16 protein-coding genes are annotated in these 18,988 nt (G+C 53.6%); 3 read left to right on the top strand and 13 right to left on the bottom strand.

Features of this window, described 5'->3' with window-relative positions:
- Positions 1-14 precede the first annotated feature (14 nt).
- Genes B9K09_RS09910 through B9K09_RS09890 form a run of 5 tightly spaced genes read right to left on the bottom strand, consistent with a single transcriptional unit; the run spans position 15 to position 4,214 of the window.
- Positions 15-287, bottom strand: a complete 273-nt coding sequence (locus tag B9K09_RS09910; protein WP_087516649.1) for a DUF2160 domain-containing protein — start codon at positions 285-287, stop codon at positions 15-17.
- A gap of 10 nt (positions 288-297) precedes the next feature.
- Positions 298-1,095, bottom strand: a complete 798-nt coding sequence (locus B9K09_RS09905; RefSeq protein ID WP_087516648.1) for a carbohydrate ABC transporter permease — start codon at positions 1,093-1,095, stop codon at positions 298-300.
- An 11-nt stretch (positions 1,096-1,106) separates the two neighbouring features.
- The gene (locus B9K09_RS09900) at positions 1,107-1,970 is read right to left on the bottom strand and encodes a carbohydrate ABC transporter permease (RefSeq protein ID WP_087516647.1); all 864 of its coding nucleotides are present in this window, start codon (positions 1,968-1,970) and stop codon (positions 1,107-1,109) included.
- Complete coding sequence (locus tag B9K09_RS09895) at positions 1,957-3,120, bottom strand: ABC transporter ATP-binding protein (protein ID WP_087516646.1); 1,164 nt, start codon at positions 3,118-3,120, stop codon at positions 1,957-1,959. The genes B9K09_RS09900 and B9K09_RS09895 overlap by 14 nt, the downstream gene beginning before the upstream one ends.
- Positions 3,120-4,214 (bottom strand): ABC transporter ATP-binding protein, encoded by a 1,095-nt coding sequence (locus B9K09_RS09890; RefSeq protein WP_087516645.1) that lies wholly within the window; start codon positions 4,212-4,214, stop codon positions 3,120-3,122. Before B9K09_RS09890 ends, B9K09_RS09895 begins: the two co-directional genes overlap by 1 nt.
- A 270-nt stretch (positions 4,215-4,484) precedes the next feature.
- Here B9K09_RS09890 and B9K09_RS09885 point away from each other — a divergent pair, with 270 nt between their 5' ends.
- Positions 4,485-6,392, top strand: coding sequence for a sigma-54-dependent Fis family transcriptional regulator (locus B9K09_RS09885; RefSeq protein ID WP_087519059.1), 1,908 nt, complete (start codon positions 4,485-4,487; stop codon positions 6,390-6,392).
- 84 nt (positions 6,393-6,476) lie between these two features.
- Here B9K09_RS09885 and B9K09_RS09880 read toward each other — a convergent pair whose 3' ends face one another.
- The 3 genes from B9K09_RS09880 to B9K09_RS09870 all read right to left on the bottom strand — a co-directional run bounded on the left by B9K09_RS09880 (position 6,477) and on the right by B9K09_RS09870 (position 11,571).
- Positions 6,477-8,030: an arylsulfatase gene (locus tag B9K09_RS09880; protein WP_087516644.1), complete on the bottom strand. Its 1,554-nt coding sequence runs from the start codon at positions 8,028-8,030 to the stop codon at positions 6,477-6,479.
- A gap of 377 nt (positions 8,031-8,407) precedes the next feature.
- The gene (gene cysS, locus B9K09_RS09875; RefSeq protein ID WP_087516643.1) at positions 8,408-9,790 is read right to left on the bottom strand and encodes a cysteine--tRNA ligase; all 1,383 of its coding nucleotides are present in this window, start codon (positions 9,788-9,790) and stop codon (positions 8,408-8,410) included.
- A gap of 116 nt (positions 9,791-9,906) precedes the next feature.
- A complete protein-coding gene (locus B9K09_RS09870) occupies positions 9,907-11,571 on the bottom strand; it encodes a glutamine--tRNA ligase/YqeY domain fusion protein (protein ID WP_087519058.1) in 1,665 nt (554 codons plus the stop codon).
- Positions 11,572-12,049: 478 nt separating this feature from the next.
- On the opposite strand from B9K09_RS09870, the gene B9K09_RS09865 reads away from it, so the two are divergent.
- Together B9K09_RS09865 and lpxH are read left to right on the top strand one after the other, a co-directional pair.
- Entirely contained in the window at positions 12,050-12,544 is a 495-nt protein-coding gene (locus B9K09_RS09865) for a peptidylprolyl isomerase (RefSeq protein ID WP_087516642.1), read from the top strand.
- Positions 12,541-13,266: a UDP-2,3-diacylglucosamine diphosphatase gene (lpxH, locus tag B9K09_RS09860; RefSeq protein WP_087516641.1), complete on the top strand. Its 726-nt coding sequence runs from the start codon at positions 12,541-12,543 to the stop codon at positions 13,264-13,266. The genes B9K09_RS09865 and lpxH overlap by 4 nt, the downstream gene beginning before the upstream one ends.
- A 51-nt stretch (positions 13,267-13,317) precedes the next feature.
- On the opposite strand, the gene B9K09_RS09855 is transcribed toward lpxH, so the two are convergent.
- From B9K09_RS09855 to B9K09_RS09835, 5 genes are all read right to left on the bottom strand, one after another.
- Positions 13,318-14,847 (bottom strand): DHA2 family efflux MFS transporter permease subunit, encoded by a 1,530-nt coding sequence (locus tag B9K09_RS09855; protein WP_087516640.1) that lies wholly within the window; start codon positions 14,845-14,847, stop codon positions 13,318-13,320.
- Positions 14,848-14,923: 76 nt separating this feature from the next.
- Positions 14,924-16,132, bottom strand: coding sequence for an efflux RND transporter periplasmic adaptor subunit (locus B9K09_RS09850; RefSeq protein WP_087516639.1), 1,209 nt, complete (start codon positions 16,130-16,132; stop codon positions 14,924-14,926).
- Between the two features lie 16 nt (positions 16,133-16,148).
- The gene (locus B9K09_RS09845) at positions 16,149-17,630 is read right to left on the bottom strand and encodes an efflux transporter outer membrane subunit (protein WP_087516638.1); all 1,482 of its coding nucleotides are present in this window, start codon (positions 17,628-17,630) and stop codon (positions 16,149-16,151) included.
- Positions 17,627-18,103, bottom strand: a complete 477-nt coding sequence (locus B9K09_RS09840; RefSeq protein WP_087516637.1) for a MarR family winged helix-turn-helix transcriptional regulator — start codon at positions 18,101-18,103, stop codon at positions 17,627-17,629. The genes B9K09_RS09845 and B9K09_RS09840 overlap by 4 nt, the downstream gene beginning before the upstream one ends.
- A 157-nt stretch (positions 18,104-18,260) precedes the next feature.
- The gene (locus B9K09_RS09835) at positions 18,261-18,866 is read right to left on the bottom strand and encodes a tRNA-(ms[2]io[6]A)-hydroxylase (protein WP_087516636.1); all 606 of its coding nucleotides are present in this window, start codon (positions 18,864-18,866) and stop codon (positions 18,261-18,263) included.
- Positions 18,867-18,988 lie beyond the last annotated feature (122 nt).

The raw sequence follows: 18,988 nt of genomic DNA, 5'->3' as shown, positions 1-18,988 counted from the left end.
TTACCCGCGCTTTGTTAGCCCCAACGCATCACTGCAACCAACCACACAACGGACAGCGCCGAAGCTATCCAGACACTCCAGTCAGTCACACCTATCACCATCAGATGCAGGTATGCGCTGCCTAAAAGGCCTATAAACAAACGATCGCCACGGCTGGTGGTAATCGGTAAAAAACCGCGCCGCTCAACGCAGGGCGAACGCAACTCCCAGACCGTCATACCGACCAGCAGCAGACCGATACCGCAGAAAAACAGGGCTGTCGGTAATGTCCAAGCCATCCACTCCATAGGTTTCTCCTTACACCCGGCCCAAGGCAAAGCCTTTGGCGACGTGATTACGTACGAACCAGATCACCAGCATGCCCGGCAAGATGGTCAATACACCTGCTGCGGCGAGCACGCCCCAGTCGATACCCGAGGCCGAAACCGTGCGCGTCATCACCGCAACGATCGGTTTGGCATCAACCGATGTCAGCGTTCGCGCCAACAACAGCTCAACCCAAGAAAACATGAAACAGAAAAATGCGGTGACCCCGATCCCGGAGCCAATCAACGGAATAAAAATCTTCACAAAGAACTTGGGAAAACTGTAGCCGTCGATATAAGCCGTTTCATCAATCTCTTTGGGCACGCCGGACATAAACCCCTCAAGGATCCACACCGCCAATGGCACGTTAAACAGGCAGTGCGCCAAGGCAACAGCGATGTGCGTGTCAAACAAACCAATCGATGAGTAAAGCTGGAAAAACGGCAAGAGAAACACCGCAGGCGGCGCCATGCGATTGGTCAGCAGCCAGAAGAACAGGTGTTTATCACCCAGAAAACGATAGCGGGAAAATGCATAGGCTGCCGGCAGCGCAACTGCCAGTGAGATCACGGTATTCAAGCTCACGTAATACAGTGAGTTGAGGTAAGCCTGATACCAGCTCGGATCGGTGAAGATCACCTTGTAGTTTTCCAGCGTAAAACTGTTGGGCCAGAGCGTCAGGCTGCCAAGAATCTCGGTATTGCTCTTGAACGACATGTTCACCAGCCAGTAGATCGGCACCAGCAAGAACAGAATGTAGAGCCCTAAAACCACACGTTTACGTATCATCGCCAGCCTCCTCAGCGGTTCTTATCGGTGTGGGTCATGGCGGTGTAGAACAACCACGACACCAACAAGATGATCAGGAAGTAGACCAGCGAGAATGCCGCGGCTGGGCCAAGGTCGAACTGGCCGACCGCCATCTTGGTCAAGGTCTGACTGAGGAAAGTGGTCGCATTACCGGGGCCACCGCCGGTGAGCACAAATGGCTCGGTGTAAATCATGAAGCTGTCCATAAAGCGCAGCATCACCGCGATCAGCAACACACTTTTCAGCTTTGGCAGCTGGATATGGCGGAACACCGCCCAGGATGACGCGCGATCGATACGCGCGGCCTGGTAATACACATCGGGAATCGCCCGCAGCCCGGAATAACACAGCAGCGCGACTAACGAGGTCCAATGCCAGACATCCATTACCAGCACAGTGACCCACGCATCTGAGGTGTTGGAGGCGTAGTTGTAACTGATACCCAGCGCATTCAAGCTCCACCCGAGCAAGCCGATGTCAGCGCGACCAAAAATCTGCCAAATGGTACCCACCACGTTCCAAGGAATCAGCAGCGGAATCGCCATCACGATCAAGCACAATGACGCCCAGCGCCCCTTGGTCGGCATGGTCAGGGCAATCGCAATGCCCAGCGGAATTTCGATCAGCAGCACGCATCCGGAATAAATAAACTGGCGCAGCAGAGAATCATGCAGACGCGAGTCACGCAGCACCTGCTTGAACCAGTCGACACCCACAAAGAATCGACTGGATGAATCAAAAATATCCTGCACCGAGTAATTGACCACGGTCATCATCGGTACCACAGCGCTGAATGCCACCAGCAAAAATACCGGCAGCACCAACCACCAGGCCTTGTTGTTATGCACTTTCATGGCGAGCCCCCTGCACGTCTGCCGACACAAGGAAGTCGTCGGCGTAAACCATCAACCACTGCGCGGGAAAACTGACTGAGGCGCGCTGCTTAGGCACGACCTGGTCCTCCTGCAAGCGCACTTTGAGCGGCTGGCCATCCAGGTTCAGGGTCAGGATCTTGTAAGTCCCTAAGTCTTCGACGTGAACCACTTCGGCATGGAAGGCGTCGCTGCCTGCGGTATCTGCCGCCGATGCAGTGTCTGGCATATCGCTGCTCGCCACGTCCCAAAGGTGAACAAACTCGGGGCGGATACCTATTTTCAGCTGTTGGTAATCAAGGGCATCGAGGCGCTGGTTGAGCGCCGCACTGAGATTGAGGTGGGTATTGGCGAACTTGACCCCGTCTCCACTGCGCTCAACCTCGATCAGGTTCATGCCCGGACTGCCGATGAAATAACCGACAAAGGTATGGCTTGGCCGCTCAAACAATTCTCGGGGCGTCCCAAACTGGACGATTTGACCGCCATACATCACCGCAATCTTGTCGGCGAAGGTCGAAGCCTCCAACTGATCATGGGTGACGTAAACCATGGTGATATTGAATTGCTCATGGATCTGCTTGAGCTTACGCCGCAGCTTCCACTTCAAGTGCGGGTCAATCACCGTCAGCGGCTCATCAAACAGAATCGCCGATACGTCATCACGCACCAGCCCCCGGCCCATCGAAACCTTTTGTTTTTCGTCTGCGGTCAGGTTGCTGGCTTTTTTCGTCAACAACGGATGTAAATCCAGAACCTCAGCAATCTCGTGCACCTTGCTCAGCACTTGCGGCTCAGCCATCCCCTGATTGCGCAACGGAAATGCCAGGTTATCGAACACCGTCATGGTGTCGTACACCACCGGAAACTGGAAAACCTGGGCGATATTGCGCTTTTCCGGGGTTAGCGCATTGACCACTTTCGAATCAAACAGCACTTCGCCATGGGAAGGGCTGAGCAACCCGGAAATGATATTGAGCAGTGTCGATTTACCGCAGCCTGATGGCCCGAGCAGCGCATAAGCACCGCCCTGCTCCCAGACATGATTCATCTCGCGAATCGCATAGTCAGCAGCGCCCTTTGGCTCGCGGCTGTAGCTATGGGCAAGATTTTGCAAGCGGATCTCAGCCATCAGGCAGCCCTCCCGGTACGTCGTGCCGGTGCCTGCTTAAGCTGGCCCTGAACATCAAAGACAAATAATTTATGGGTGGGGATATAGATCAGAATCGGTGTATCAACGTCGTATTCGTGTACACCAGGAAGGTGCAGCACCAACGAGAACTGCTCTGCGCGCACATGCAAGAAGGTCTCTGAGCCGCTTATTTCTGCAAGATCAACCGTAACCGCAAGCTCTAGGTCATCATCATTGGAAGGCATTAAACCAATATGACTTGGGCGCACACCAAACCGGTATTCACCTTGCTCAAGCTGCTGCAGATCTGGCGTCAGTGGGAAATACACAGTATCGGCGAAGCTCACCTCGGTGCCGCTAATCTGTCCAGGCAGCATATTGATCGGCGGTTCCGAAAACAGCTCTGCAGCCAATACTTGCTGTGGACAATGGTAAACCTCAGGCGTGTTGCCACTCTGGATCACCCGCCCCTCGTGCAAAATAGTCGTTGTGCCGCCAAGCGCCAGCGCTTCGTTCGGCTCAGTAGTCGCGTAGATGGCGATGGTATGGCGCGCAGCAAACAGCTCACGCATCTCCTGGCGAAGCTCTTCGCGCAATTTGTAATCGAGGTTAACCAGCGGCTCATCAAAGAGAATCAACGATGCGTCTTTAACCAGCGCCCTGGCCATCGCAGTGCGCTGTTGCTGGCCTCCAGAAAGCTCCAATGGAAAGCGCTTGAGCAAGCCCTCGATCCGCAGCATCTTGGCCGTGGCATGGACCTTCTCAGCGATTTCGGCCTCCGAGCAACGCGCCTGACGCAATGGTGAAGCGATATTCTCGAATACGCTAAGCGTCGGATAATTGATGAACTGCTGGTAAACCATCGACACATTGCGCTGACGCACTGGAATAGCGGTGACATCCGCCCCATTCATCAGGATTCGACCCTTGCTTGGGCGATCAAGGCCCGCCATAAGCCGCATCAGGCTGGTCTTGCCAGACAGCGTACGCCCCAGTAACACATTGAATGAACCGGGTTCGAAACTCAGACAGGCATCGTCGATGTAAACCTGGTTATCAACCGTACGGCTGACATGTTCCAGCGTAAGTGACATGGCTATTCCTTTTTTTGTTATGCCATTTCACATCTCTAAGCGATGTCCGTGCCAGCTCGCAGAATTCTGTTCTATCTTGTTGTTTAGTAATGGGTATTCATAGGCGCCGAATGTGCCTTGTGGTTCGCACTGAACAGTTTTGAACAGCTGTTAACTGAACAACTGAACACTCAGACGTTGACATTGAACAGTCATCAACGACACTCACATATCTCGGCAAAGACCGAGACCCACAACAATAAGAAACGCTGCAACGGAGAACTGCCGAGCATGGCTGAATCTGCCCGCACACTGACTCATCAAGCAATCGTTGAGGATTCTTGGTCACGCTGCCGTAAATTTGGCCTGACTCATCAAACCGCGCCCAGCTTTGGCTCACCTGTACAGGGTGAAATCAGCGCCCTGCTGGACCGCCACCAAAGCTTAGTGGTCACAACCCACCAGGAAGTCTTGCCCTATTACGGCAACATCCTGACCAACTCAAGCTGCTTGATAATGCTGGCAGACAGCCAAGGTCAGGTGTTGCAATCGTGGGGTGATCAACGCTTTCTCGACGCGGAGCACAGTCGCGGCTTTGTCACCGGGGCCAGTTGGCAGGAACGCCAAACAGGGACGAATGCGATCGGCACCGCCCTAAGCTGCGCACAAGCAGTGCATATTCAACAAGATGAGCATTACCTCAAGGCCAATCGGTTTATGACCGGTTCAGCCTCGCCTATTTTTGATGAGCAGCGCCAGGTGGTTGCGGTGCTTGATGTGTCCAGTGATAGTTACCTGCCGCCATCGCACACCCTTGGCATGGTCAAGATGATGAGTCAGTCAGTGGAAAACCGGCTGATTCTCAATCTATTCAAACAGCACTACTTCCAGCTTACGTTTAACACCAGTCTCAATAACCTTGAAAGCCCTTGGGCTGGACTTGTAGTGTTTGATGAAAGCGGTCAGGTGATATCGGCTAACCGTCGGGCAGACAATCTCCTTGGCACCAGCTTGGCACTGGTCAATATCGAATCCTTATTCGATGTGCCTCTGCGGCAACTGCTCAACCAACCCTCCGGACAGCCGTTTAGCTTGAAAGCTGGCGGGCGATTTCGTTTCCATGCACAGGTCACGCGCCCAGAACAGCCGATAGCGCCTAAAGCACGCGACTTTCGCCCACAGGCTAAAAACGCCCCATCAGAGCCTGCTGAACACAGCTTGAGGCTGGATAATTTGAGCTTGGGCGATGCCAAAGTCGACAAAGCCATCTTGCAAGCACAACGCTTGATAGAGAAAGACATTCCCTTGTTGGTTCATGGCGAAACCGGTGTCGGCAAAGAGGTCTTCGTCAAAGCCCTGCATCAAACCAGCAGCCGTGCAACACAAGCATTTATTGCGGTGAATTGCGCAGCAATTCCCAGCGAACTGGTTGAGTCAGAGCTATTTGGCTACGAGAAAGGTGCCTTCACCGGGGCCAACCAAAAAGGTAGCAGCGGGCTTATCCGCAAGGCAGACAAAGGAACGCTGTTTCTCGATGAAATTGGCGACATGCCTGCGCGGGTTCAGGCGCGCCTATTACGCGTACTGCAAGAGCGTTGCGTACAACCACTGGGCAGCAGCGAAAGCTATCCAGTTGATATCCGCCTGATTTCAGCGACGAACCGTCCTTTACGCAATGATGTTGAGCAAGGGTTGTTTCGCCAAGACCTTTATTACCGCATCAACGGACTTAGCCTTGAGTTACCACCACTACGTGAGCGTAGCGATAAAGCCGCCTTGTTCAAACGCCTGTGGCAGCAGCACCGAGAACCTCAGCAATGGACCGGTCTAAGTAACGAGGTGCTGGAAGTATTCAACGCTCACCCCTGGCCCGGCAACTTGCGCCAGCTCAGCAGTGTGATTCAGGTCGCGCTGGTAATGGCAGACGATCTGCCGATTAAAATTGAGCATCTGCCAGACGATTTCCTTGAAGAGTTTCACACTTATCAATCGGCAGTGAGCGACTCAACAGCGCTGGCTGCCAGCACACCGAACGCCAATCACTTCAACTCAAGCGAAGTGCTCGACCTCAATGACCAGACTGACCTCAGTGACAAACTGCTGGCCTGTGCTGGGAATGTTTCTCAGCTTGCTCGGCGCCTTGGTGTAAGCCGTAACACCCTATACAAACGCCTACGCGAGCAGGGCCTGAAAGTATAAAGGCCAGATCCAAAACACAAAAAAACCGCTCGAAAGCGGTTTTTTTGTGTCTATAAACAAGCTAGCGCAGGGATTCTGGGCTGCTTATTTGCCTTCGAAGTTCATCAGTTTTTCAACCATTTGGTCGATTGTGAACGAGGCAGGACGCTGACGTGGCGGGAAGTCCTTGAACGTCATCAAGAACTGTTGAGTACGGAAAAGCCCTGGGAAGATTGCCGACTGAGCTTTCTTATCCCACCACACGTTGTAACTGTTGGAGTCGGTGTCAGCCCGCTCAAATGGATCACGACGCAGGTTAAACAGCTTTGGCGCACGCAAGTCTACGAACGGATCGCGCCATACATCAAAGCGGCGCGAACGCTGCTCGGCGTAAACAACCTTCCAATCGCCATCACGCACACCCAACAACTTACCGTCGTCACTGAAGTAGTAGAAATCGGTCCGCGGCCCCTTAGGCTCTTTGCCCTCAAGGTATGGCAGCTGGTTGTAGCCATCGAGATGGACCTTAAAAGTTTTATCACCAGCGGTGTAGCCCTTCAGCAATTTCTCTTTAACGTCAGGTACACCGGCGGCCGCCATCAGCGTTGGCACCCAATCTTGCGCCGATACGATCTCGTTGGAGATGGTGTTCGGTTTGATATGTTCTGGCCAGCGAATGATTGCAGGAACCCGGAAGCCACCTTCCCAGTTGGTGTTTTTCTCACCACGGAACGGGGTAATCCCGGCATCAGGCCACTGGTTGAAATGCACGCCGTTATCAGTGGTGTAGATCACGATGGTGTTTTTAGCGACACCTAGATCATCCAGCTTTTTGAGGATTTCACCGACCTGACCGTCATGCTCAACCATGCCATCGTTGTAGAAGCCCTGGCCCGAAATGCCTTTGGTTTCTTCTTTGATATGGGTGTAGTAATGCATGCGCGTTGAGTTAAACCAGACGAAGAACGGCTTGTCTTGTTTGACCGCTTTATCCATGAAGTTAAGCGAAGCATCAAGGAACTCTTGGTCAATAGTTTCCATGCGCTTACGGTTCAGCGGGCCTAGGTCTTCGATTTTACCGTCGGCGGTGCTGTGAATAATCCCGCGCGGACGAAGTGCTTTATCGATAACCGGGTTCTTCGTCCAATCCTCGTCCTCTGGCGCTTCTTCAGCGTTGAGGTGGTAGAGGTTGCCGAGGAACTCATCAAAACCGTGATTAGTTGGCAAGAATTCGTCGCGATCACCCAAATGGTTTTTACCAAACTGACCGCTTGTGTAACCCAGCGGCTTTAGCAGCTCTGCCAGGGTAGGGTCTTCTTTTTGCAGACCCACTGTCGAGCCAGGCATGCCCACTTTGGTCAAACCGGTCCGTACCGGATGCTGGCCAGTAATGAAGGCCGAGCGGCCGGCAGTACAGCTTTGCTCACCGTAGTAATCGGTAAACATCATGCCTTCGTTGGCAATACGGTCGATATTGGGCGTTGGATAGCCCATCATGCCGTGGCTGTACTTGCTGATGTTGGTAACGCCGATGTCATCACCCATGATCACTAAAATGTTGGGTTTATCTGCGGCAGATACCAAAGAGGCGGCGCAAACAGAAAACGCTAACAGCGCTGCCGAGCCGATGGTTTTTAGGCGTATTCGTAACCAAGTCATCGCTAAACCCTTTCGATCATTATTATTAGTACGCACTGCAGACGCGGTTGAGCGCGCAGCTACCAAGCTGATACCTGGTTAGCCCGCACTTAAGTCTCGACAACAGAAAACGCTTTAATTCTTACCTTTGAGCAGCCTTAAAGCAGCTTGTTAGCATTAACAATCAATGCGTATACGCTAGGCGCTACAGTGCCATCCAAATCACAGACTAATGCTTTATTGAAGATCCAAGATTGACATAAGACGACAACAGCTTGTCTTTAAGTGACACTGATTTAAAAGCAAAGCTGAAATCACCCGGACGCAGCCCTTGTCCGAGTCAATTGGGCACAAAAAAAAGCCGCATAAGCGGCTTTTTCTGTAGCAGTAGAGAATGCTTACTCAGCTAGACGCCAAGTAGTACCGCCCTTGCCGTCTTCCAGCACAACACCCATGGCCGTTAGCTGATCACGGATACGATCAGATTCAGCCCAGTTCTTATCGGTACGTGCTTGCAGGCGCGCCGCTATCAGTGCATCAACCTCAGCGGCGTCAACCTTGCCCTCTGCGCCCGCTTGCAAGAACGCTTCAGGCTCAAGTTGCAGTACACCCAACACCGACGCCAACTCTTTCAAGCGAGCGGCTAAACCTGCGGCAGCATTAAAGTCGGTATCGCGCAGACGATTTATCTCGCGGACCATTTCAAACAATACTGCGCAGGCTTCGGGTGAATTGAAGTCGTCATTCATCGCGTCAGCAAAACGCTCGGCATATGCATCACCGCCAACAGCCGCAACATCAGGCAATCCCTTGAGTGCGTGATAAAACCGTTCCAGCGCGCCTTTGGCTTCTTTCAAGCTGTCTTCTGAGTAGTTGATCGGACTGCGGTACTGGCTCGACACCAGGAAGTAACGCACCACTTCAGGGTGATACTTTTCCAGCACCTCGCGAATGGTGAAGAAATTGCCCAATGATTTGGACATCTTCTCGCCATCAACGCGTACAGCACCCGCGTGCATCCATGCATTCGCATAGAGCTTGCCGGTAGCCGCCTCACTCTGGGCGATCTCATTTTCATGGTGGGGGAAGACCAGGTCGGGACCGCCACCGTGAATGTCGAATGTCTCGCCCAAGCAGCAGGTGGACATCACCGAGCACTCGATATGCCAGCCCGGACGACCAGCGCCCCATGGCGACATCCAGCTTGGCTCGCCCGGCTTGGCGCCTTTCCACAGAACAAAATCAAGGGGATCCTGTTTCGATTCATCGACTTCGATACGTGCACCAATGCGCAGGTCTTCGATCTTCTTGCGCGACAACTTGCCGTAACCGACGAACTTGCCGACCCGGTAGTAAACATCACCATTGCCAGGTGCGTAGGCAAAGCCTTTGTCGATCAGGGTTTGAATCATTTCATGCATGCCGGGAATATGGCCCGTGGCACGCGGCTCGATGTCTGGGCGCAGCACCGAGAGCCGCGCCTCGTCTTCATGCATGGCTGCGATCATGCGCTCGACCAGCACTTCAAAATCTTCGCCATTTTCTTGCGCGCGACGAATAATCTTATCGTCGATATCCGTGATATTGCGCACATAGGTCAGCTCATAACCGCGATGACGCAGCCAGCGTGCGATCACGTCAAACGCAACCATCACCCGCGCATGACCAATGTGGCAGAAGTCATAAACCGTCATGCCACAGACATACATGCGTACATGATTGCCTTCTAACGGTTTGAGCACTTCTTTGGTTTTGCTCAGAGTGTTGTAGATGGTCAGCATAAAAAATCCTTAAACGCGGCCCTTTCAGCCACAAAATCAGGAGTGACAACCCAAGGCCACAGGCGCAATAAACACCTGCGGCAAACTGGGTTATCGCTCAGCACTACCCACTGGGTTTAAGCCCAGGAATCACGCAGCGTTACGGTGCGGTTGAACACCAATGCATCCGGCTTGGAATCTTTCGAGTCAAGACAGAAGTAACCTTCGCGCTCAAACTGGAAACGGTCCTCAACCGTTGCATTAGCCAGCGATGGCTCGGCACGACAACCTTTGAGTACGACCAGCGACTCAGGGTTGATATTGTCGAGGAAGCTGCTGCCCTCTTCTGCTTTCTCAGGGTTGGCAGAGCGGAACAAGCGATCATACAGACGCACTTCACACTCAACGCTGGCATCGGCTGGAACCCAGTGCACAACCCCTTTGACCTTACGGCCTTCCGGGTTCTTGCCCAGCGTGTCTGGATCATACGAGCAACGCAGCTCGACAACATTGCCGTCGGCATCTTTGATCGCTTCATCGGCACGAATCACGTAGCTGCCACGCAGGCGCACTTCGCCGCCTGGTTCAAGACGCTTGTAGCCCTTTGGCGGGTTCTCATCGTAATCGCCAGCGTCGATGTATATCTCGCGCGCGAACGGCAACTCACGGGTGCCGATATCCTGCTTCGGATGGCGTGCCAGACTGAGGATTTGCACTTCATTTTCAGGGTAATTGGTGATAACCACCTTTAGCGGCTGGAGCACGCACATCGCGCGCGCCGCATTGGCGTCAAGGTCCTCACGAATGGCGAACTCGAGCATGCCGATATCAACCACGCCACCTGCACGGTTAACCCCGATCATGTCGCAGAAGTTGCGCATTGATGCAGGCGTGTAACCACGACGACGATAGCCAACCAGAGTCGACATACGTGGGTCATCCCAACCATTTACATGGCCTTCATCAACCAACTGCTTGAGCTTGCGCTTGCTGGTGATGGTGTAGTTGAGGTTGAGACGAGCAAATTCGTACTGACGTGGCTGCGCCGGCACAGGCAAACGCGCCAAGAACCATTCATACAACGGACGATGGTCTTCGAACTCAAGAGTACAGATCGAATGGGTAATGCCTTCGATGGCATCCGACTGACCGTGAGTGAAGTCATAGCTCGGGTAGATGCACCACTTGTCACCGGTCTGGTGGTGATGCGCATGGCGAATGCGGTAGAGAATCGGGTCGCGCAGATTGATATTCGGCGCCGCCATGTCAATTTTCGCCCGCAGCGAGCGCGCGCCATCAGCGAATTCACCCGCTTTCATGCGGGCGAACAGATCCAGGTTTTCTTCAATCGAGCGATCACGGAACGGGCTGTTCTTGCCCGGCTCAGTCAGATTGCCGCGATACGCACGCGACTCTTCTGGCGACAGGTCGCAGACAAAAGCATCGCCCGACTTGATCAGCGCAACAGCCCAATCATGCAGCTGGTCGAAATAATTGGAGGCGTAACGCTCCTCGCCAGCCCACTGAAAGCCTAGCCATTGCACGTCCTGCTTGATCGCATCGATGTATTCCTGATCTTCCTTGGCCGGGTTGGTGTCATCAAAACGCAAATGACACTCACCGCCAAACTCTTTGGCCAAACCGAAGTTCAGACAGATCGATTTAGCGTGACCTATATGCAGGTAACCGTTAGGTTCCGGCGGAAAACGGGTAATAACCTTCGCATGCTTACCTGACTCCAGGTCAGCCTGGACGATTGGGCGAAGGAAGTTCGTTGCGGCGGGAGTCTCTAACTTGCTCATGGTGTCCTTGATCATGCAGGTGCGCGGCGTAGCATCGGCCGACTAAAACAATGAATGCGTTGAAACCACCAGACCAGTATCCAAACCGAACGTTACAACCCTGTATCGGCGCTATCGAGAATCAAAACAGCAAAAAACGATAACCCAACGCTGCGCGGTAATGACTGAGGTGATGGTTTTCCAGCAATTGCAAAGCGCCTATCATAGCCGAAGCTGTCAACCCCCTGACAGGCCTTGAAACCAGTTCATTTGCGCTGCGTAGCACTTAAGTTACGTTTACAATGCATATGGCACCTATGGGCTTATGCAAAAACACGCGAAAAACATGGCCAACAAGGCTGCAACAGCGTTGATTTATTGCGCCCCTGCAACGTTTTTTTCGCCCCATAACAACCTGGCACAGTAGTTTCAAGGGCTGCATAGCTGGCAATACAGCCTGATATGGCCTCCTGCTTACCTCGATAGAGCGATTACTCTCATGATCAAGCTGCACACTAACCACGGCGTTATCACCCTGACTCTGTTTGCTGATAAAGCACCAGAAACCGTGGCCAACTTTGAAGAATACGTAAAAAGCGGTCACTACGACGGCACCGTTTTTCACCGCGTGATCAGCAACTTTATGGTCCAGGGCGGCGGTTTCGAGCCGGGCATGAAGCAGAAGCCGACCCGCGCAACCATCAAGAACGAAGCCAACAACGGCGTATCCAACAAGGTAGGCACCGTTGCCATGGCTCGCACCATGGAGCCGCACTCGGCTTCTGCTCAGTTCTTCATCAACGTCGCTGACAACACCTTCCTCGACCATACCGCTCCGACCGTGCAAGGCTGGGGCTACACCGTGTTCGGCGAAGTGACTGACGGCATGGACGTGGTCGAGAAGATCAAAGGCGTGCCAACCACTATGAAGTCTGGCCACCAGGATGTTCCGGTTGAAGACGTCATCATCGAGCGTGCAGAGATCGTTGAGTGATCCTACTGATCTCAGATCTACACCTTGAACAGGAGCGCCCGGATATTACCCGGGCGTTTCTGCATTTCCTCAGCACTCGCGCACGCCAGGCTGAGGCGCTCTACATTCTTGGCGATTTCTTTGAAGTCTGGGTTGGCGATGATGCAATCAGCCCATTTCAACGTTCGATTGCCGAGGCGCTTAAACAACTGAGCGAAAGCGGTACAGCGATCTTTCTAATGCATGGCAACCGTGACTTCATGATCGGTAAGCGCTTTTGTCGTGAAGCTGGCTGCACCTTGCTCAGCGACCCCAGCGTGGTCGAGATGGCCGGGGAACCCGTCTTGCTGATGCACGGCGACAGCCTGTGCACCCGCGACGAAAACTACATGCGCATGCGCCGTTATCTGCGCAACCCGTTGAGTTTATGGATTCTGCGAAACTTACCGCTGAATACCCGCCATAAGCTTGCCCGCAAGCTGCGCAATGAAAGCCGAGCACAAACCCGGATGAAAGCCAGTGACATTGTCGATGTCACCCCGGATGAAGTCGGCCGGGTCATGGCCCAACACGCGGTCAAAACCATGATCCACGGGCACACCCATCGTCCAGCCGTGCACAAACTGCTGGTTAACGGTGAATCAGCAAAACGGATTGTCCTGGGAGACTGGGACCGCCAAGGCTGGGCCTTGCAAGTCGATGAAAACGGTTTTAATCAAGCCGCTTTTAATTTCGATAGCTAACCAAAAAACGCTGCAACCGCAGCGTTTTTTGTAACAGCAAAGCCAGCTTGATCAATGCCCCGCCGCCGCTGGCCCTGCCTTGGCTGCAAAGGGTGGCTTGGCCAGCCATACCAGTAATATCAGGCCCATAAATATCCAACCCATCAGGGTGAAATAATCCACGGTCGAGATCATGTAGGCTTGGCTGGTCAACGTCTGTTCCAACTGAGCATATGACTGCAGATTGGCCCCGCCGAGCTGATCCAGCGCCTGACGCGTTATCGGGTCGTACACACTGATATGCTCACTCAAGTTGGCGTGATGCACTTCGGAGCGACGTATCCAGATCCAGGTGGTCAGCGATGCGGCAAAGCTACCGCCCAGATTGCGCAGGAATGTCGCCAGCCCCGAGCCATCGGCAATCTGGTCAGGCGGCAAGTCCGACAGCAAGATACTCAGCGTCGGCATAAAGAACAGCGCGACACCGATGCCCATAAACAGCTGAACCAAGGCGATGTGCTGAAAATCAACTTGTGAGTTGAAACCGGCCCGCATAAAGCAGCTCATGCCAATCGCCAAAAATGCGATGCCGGCAAGAATCCGCAAATCAAACTTATGCGCATAGGTTCCCACGAACGGTGACATCAGTACCGGCAAGATACCGAGTGGCGCCACCGCCAACCCAGCCCAGGTCGCGGTGTATCCCATCTGCGTTTGCAGCCACTGCGGCAGGATCAAGTTAATCCCGAAAAAGCCCGCATAGCCGCCTACCAGAACAATTGTGCCGATACGAAAATTACGGTGAGCGAACAACCGCAAATTAACGATCGGATGGCGGTCAGTCATCTCCCAAATAATGAATATCGCCAGTGAAATCACCGAAACCAGGGTGCCTATCACGATAAAGTTCGACTCGAACCAGTCGAGGTCATTACCTTTGTCGAGCACGATTTGTAGCGCACCAACACCAATAATCAGGGTCAACAAACCGATGTAATCGATCGGTTGATGGCTGATTACCACCGGGCGCTTACGCATTTGCTGGGTGACGACAAAGGCTGCAAATAAACCGATTGGCACATTGATAAAGAAGATCCATGGCCAGCTGTAGCTGTCAGTGATCCAACCGCCGAGAATCGGCCCGGCAATCGGCGCCACCACCGTCACCATTGCCAGCAGTGCCAATGCCATCCCCCGTTTCGCCGGTGGATACACAGCAATCAACAGGGTTTGCGTCATTGGGTACAGCGGCCCGGCCATTAAACCCTGGAGCACGCGAAAGCCCACCAGCTCAGGCATCGAGCGGGAAATACCGCAGAGAAATGAAGCCAGCACGAACAGCAATGTGGCCCAGACAAATAACTTCACTTCACCATAACGGCGGCTCAGCCAGCCGGTAAGCGGCAAGGCAATCGCGTTGCTGACGGCGAACGAGGTAATAACCCAGGTTCCCTGCTCCGAGCTCACCCCAAGGTTACCGGCAATGGTCGGCAGCGCCACGTTGGCAATAGTGGTGTCGAGAACCTGCATAAAGGTCGCCAATGACAAACCAATGGTGCAAAGCAACAAGCTGGGCGGCGTGAAAGAAGCTTGAGAGCTCATCACCACTCCTTAAAGCGCAGATGTTTTGACAAAGAGTGGCCCAGCCTGATTAGCCCCAGACCAGGCCCAGAGAGAGTTAGCGCACTGCAGTCTTTGCAACGGACTCGCTATTGTCCTTGATCAACTTGCTGATCAAGGCATCAGCCTCTGCTAGTTGCAGCTTGTACACATTGGTGCTGTACGACGCTTTGACGGGTGGTTGCTGGGCCAGCACCGGGCCGCTTTGATCGTGTAAATTGACATCAACTACAGTCGACAAACCAATTCGCAGCGGATGTTTAGCCAACTCATCACTATTGATATGAATACGCACCGGTACTCGCTGCACGATCTTGATCCAGTTACCCGTGGCGTTCTGCGCAGGCAATAAGGCAAAAGCACTCCCGGTGCCAGCGCCCAGGCTGTCGACAGTGCCGTGAAAGGTCACGTCATCACCGTACAGGTCACTGCTGATCTCTACGGACTGGCCAATACGCATGTTGTTCAACTGCGTCTCTTTGAAGTTGGCGTCGATCCACAATTGATTCAGCGGTACGACAGCCATCATCGGCGTGCCTGGCTGCACCCGCTGGCCCAGTTGCACCGTGCGCTTGGCAACATAGCCGGTAACCGGTGCGATCAAGGCGCTACGCGCATTGTTGAGGTAGGCCTGACGCAAATCTGCTGCCGCTGAAAGCACATCAGGATGCGAGGAGATCACCGTGTCATCGACCAATGCCCGGGTGCTGTTGAGCTGTTGCTGCGCGTTATTCAGTGCACTTTGCGCCGAGGTCAAAGCGTCGCTTGCATGGGACAGTTCTTCACGCGAGATCGCCCCGCCAGAGGCCAGATTTTGCCTGCGCTGGTAGTCTTTTTTAGCTTTTTGCACGGCAGTTTTTTGCGCCTGTACCTGCGCCTGCATCGCATCTACATTGCTGTACATGCCTCGGACCTGGCGCACAGTGCGCGCCAAATTTGCTTCAGCACTTTGCAACCCGACCAACGAATCGCTTGGGTCAAAGTTAATCAGCACCTGGCCTTCATGCACCAAGTCGCCATCGTCGGCACCGATGCTGACGACAGTACCGGTGACCAATGGGGTGATCTCAACAACGTTACCGTTTACGTAGGCATCGTCGGTATTTTCATACCAGCGCCCGTAAAACTCGTACCACCCCCAAAAACACAGCCCGCCGACAACGACCGCGAGGAACAGTACAAACAGCCATTTTTTGCGCTGACGCTGATTGCCCGCATCAGTCGCTTGTTGGTTTTCAGCAGATTCAGAATGAGTGACTGTAGCCATGGCAAGTTACCCTTAATTATTCAGTGAGCGGCGCAGTGGCGTGCGCGTTTATCGAGGTGCTATCGAGAGCCTCGCTGTCGGGTTGAAAACCACCGCCGAGCGCCTCCATCAGCAGGATCGACAAGTTGATTTGTTCGGCATTGAGATTGGCCAGTTGGCGTTGGGCGGCCAGTAACTGCTGCTCAATGCTCAGTACGTCGAGATAATTGCCAACACCCGAGCCATAACGATCAGCTACGGTGTCGTAAGAGTTCTGCGCAATCTTGGCGGCAACGGTCTGTGAGCTGATCTGTTGATCGATCGACCGCAGTTGGTTGATCGTGTCACTCACCTGCCCCAGCGCCTGCACCAGATTCTTGTTGTACTGAGCGACCGCCAGGTCGTAGTCAGCATCACGGGCATCCAAGTCGGCACGCAGACGCCCTCCATCAAACAGCGGCAGCGATAGAGTTGGACCTATTGAGAAGAAACGGCTGGCATTGCCAAACATGGCATCGCCCAACAGCGACTCAACACCGCCGGAAGCACTCAGATTGAGGTTGGGGTAAAAGCGTGTTTTGCTCGCATCAATGCTTTTACTGGCGGCCTCGACTCGCCAGCGCGATGCGACGATATCCGGACGACGGCCTAACAGCTCCGCTGGCAACTGGCTCGGCAAAGCCACTGAACTGGCCTGCAAAATTGCCGGGCGGGCAATTTGCTGACCACGGTCCGGCCCCTTGCCGAGCAGAACTGCCAAAGCGATCTTGGCACTTTGCAGATCCTTTTCTGACGCTAACAGCTGCTCTTTGGAACTGGCGGCAAGACTCTCGGATTGCTGGTACTGATAAATACTGTCGATCCCTGCATCCATACGCCGCTTGCCCAGGCTGACCATTTGCTCGGTGCGTTTGAGGTCTTCAACAGCCAAATCATGCAGCACATGCGCTTGGCCGAGGTTGTTGTATGCGCGGGCAACATCAGCGGCAACAGTCAGTTGCGCAGCTTTTTGATCGACTTCGGCAGCGCGGGCTTGACCCAATGCAGCCTCCCATGCGGCACGCTGACCGCCCCATAAATCGAAGGTGTAATTGAAGTCGATCGCTGCGGTGCGCAACGTGCTGTAACGACCGCCCTCGCCCATAGGATCCTGGTCACGGGCCAAACGTGAGCGATTGACACCAGCCTGCGCATCAATTTCAGGCATGCGCGAGGCATCCACGGCATAGGCAGCAGCACTGGCCTGATGTGCACGCGCCTCAGCAAGTTGTAAATCAGGGCTATCTTTCAGCGCCTCAGCAATAAGACCATTAAGCTGTGCATCGCCGAGTTTTTTCCACCAATCAGTTTTGGGCCAGGCGGCGGGCGAAACCTTGACATCATTTAGCGATTTCTGCGCCTGCAACTCCTTGGCATCGATGCCAGTCGCCGACGTATTGAGCCCCTTGTAATTGGCACAGCCGGCCATACTCAGCACCAGCAGTGCAACGGTAAATTGCTGTTTGAATGCGCGACTCATTGCGAGTCACCTAAACGTTGCATGGTGATGACGTCTCCTGCGCTGAACAGTACTTTCTTGAGGATTCTCTCGAGCGTGGCGTGCTCCTCGGGCGTCAAAGCACCGAGTAACTCATCCATCGCATCAGCACCAAATTTCGGCAGCAAATCCGCCAATTCTTGACCTTCTTGCGGCAGCGCTAAACGCACTTGGCGTCGATCAGCCGCACAACGGCGTCGAATAATCAGTCCTTTCTGCTCAAGTCGATCAAGCATGCGGGTCATCGCTCCGCTGTCTAACGACAGTTGGCGACACAGCTCCGCGGGGGTATCAACCCCAAAATGGGCAATCATGATCAGCACCTTGAACTGTGCTGCCGTGACCGAATAAGGCTCCAAGTTACGGTCCAGAATCTGGTCTTTCAGCAAAGCAGTACGACCGATCAGCAGGCCCATCACAGAAAATGGAAATAATGGCGGGGTTGGATTACTCATTGCGCACCTACAAAGCTGCCTAGGCAGAGAATGCCTGAGATATTACTGCCTAGGCAGCTATATTATCAAACATTTTGTAGCACTTTTTTTAGGCGCAACAAAGCCGCAAGCCAAAGCTTGCAGCTGAAAGCATCGATTTAGGGGGGGTTAACGCTATTTAGAAGCCAGTGGGAACGCCACTGTGAAAGCGGAATTCGGTGTCAGGACTGGCGATCAGCTGCTGCTCGATCTCTCTGACCCGTACGATGGTCTTGTCAACGTCTGCCGCTTCGCCGAACTGATAGGCAAACTTAAGATAGTGCTGGTAGTGCCGCGCTTCCGACTTGAGCAAGCCGTAGTAAAACTTGCCAAGCTCCTCATCCAAATGCGGATAGATCTTGGCGAAACGCTCGCAACTACGCGCCTCGATAAAAGCACCGACGACGAGCGTATCGACCATCTTCACCGGTTCATGATTACGCACTGCAGCTCGTAAACCCGAAGCATAGCGGCCAGCCGATAGTGGTCGCAGCGCAATTTTACGCTTTTTGATAATGCGCAGAACCTGCTCGTGATGCACCAGCTCTTCGCGTGCCAAACGCGACATATAGACGATCAAGTCTGCATGATTGTTGTATTTGGCAATCAGGCTCAACGCTGTTGATGCGGCTTTGAACTCACAGTTTTTGTGGTCCAGCAACATCACCTCTTGCTGGTTGAGCGCGGCATCAATCCAGCCCTGTGGCGTTTCGCTACCCAAAAACTCATTGATCTCAGCCAGCACAGACACGCTCCCGAGCGTTAAGCACGAACGGCAAAGATAGCCCGGCAACGGGCACTAAAGGCCTGCTCGAACGCGATAAACAATCAATTTTGGCTAGCAGAGGCATAGATTCACAACAATCA

The organism is Pseudomonas sp. M30-35, from assembly GCF_002163625.1.
In the GTDB taxonomy this organism is placed as follows: domain Bacteria; phylum Pseudomonadota; class Gammaproteobacteria; order Pseudomonadales; family Pseudomonadaceae; genus Aquipseudomonas.
This window is presented reverse-complemented; position numbering and strand designations above follow the sequence as displayed.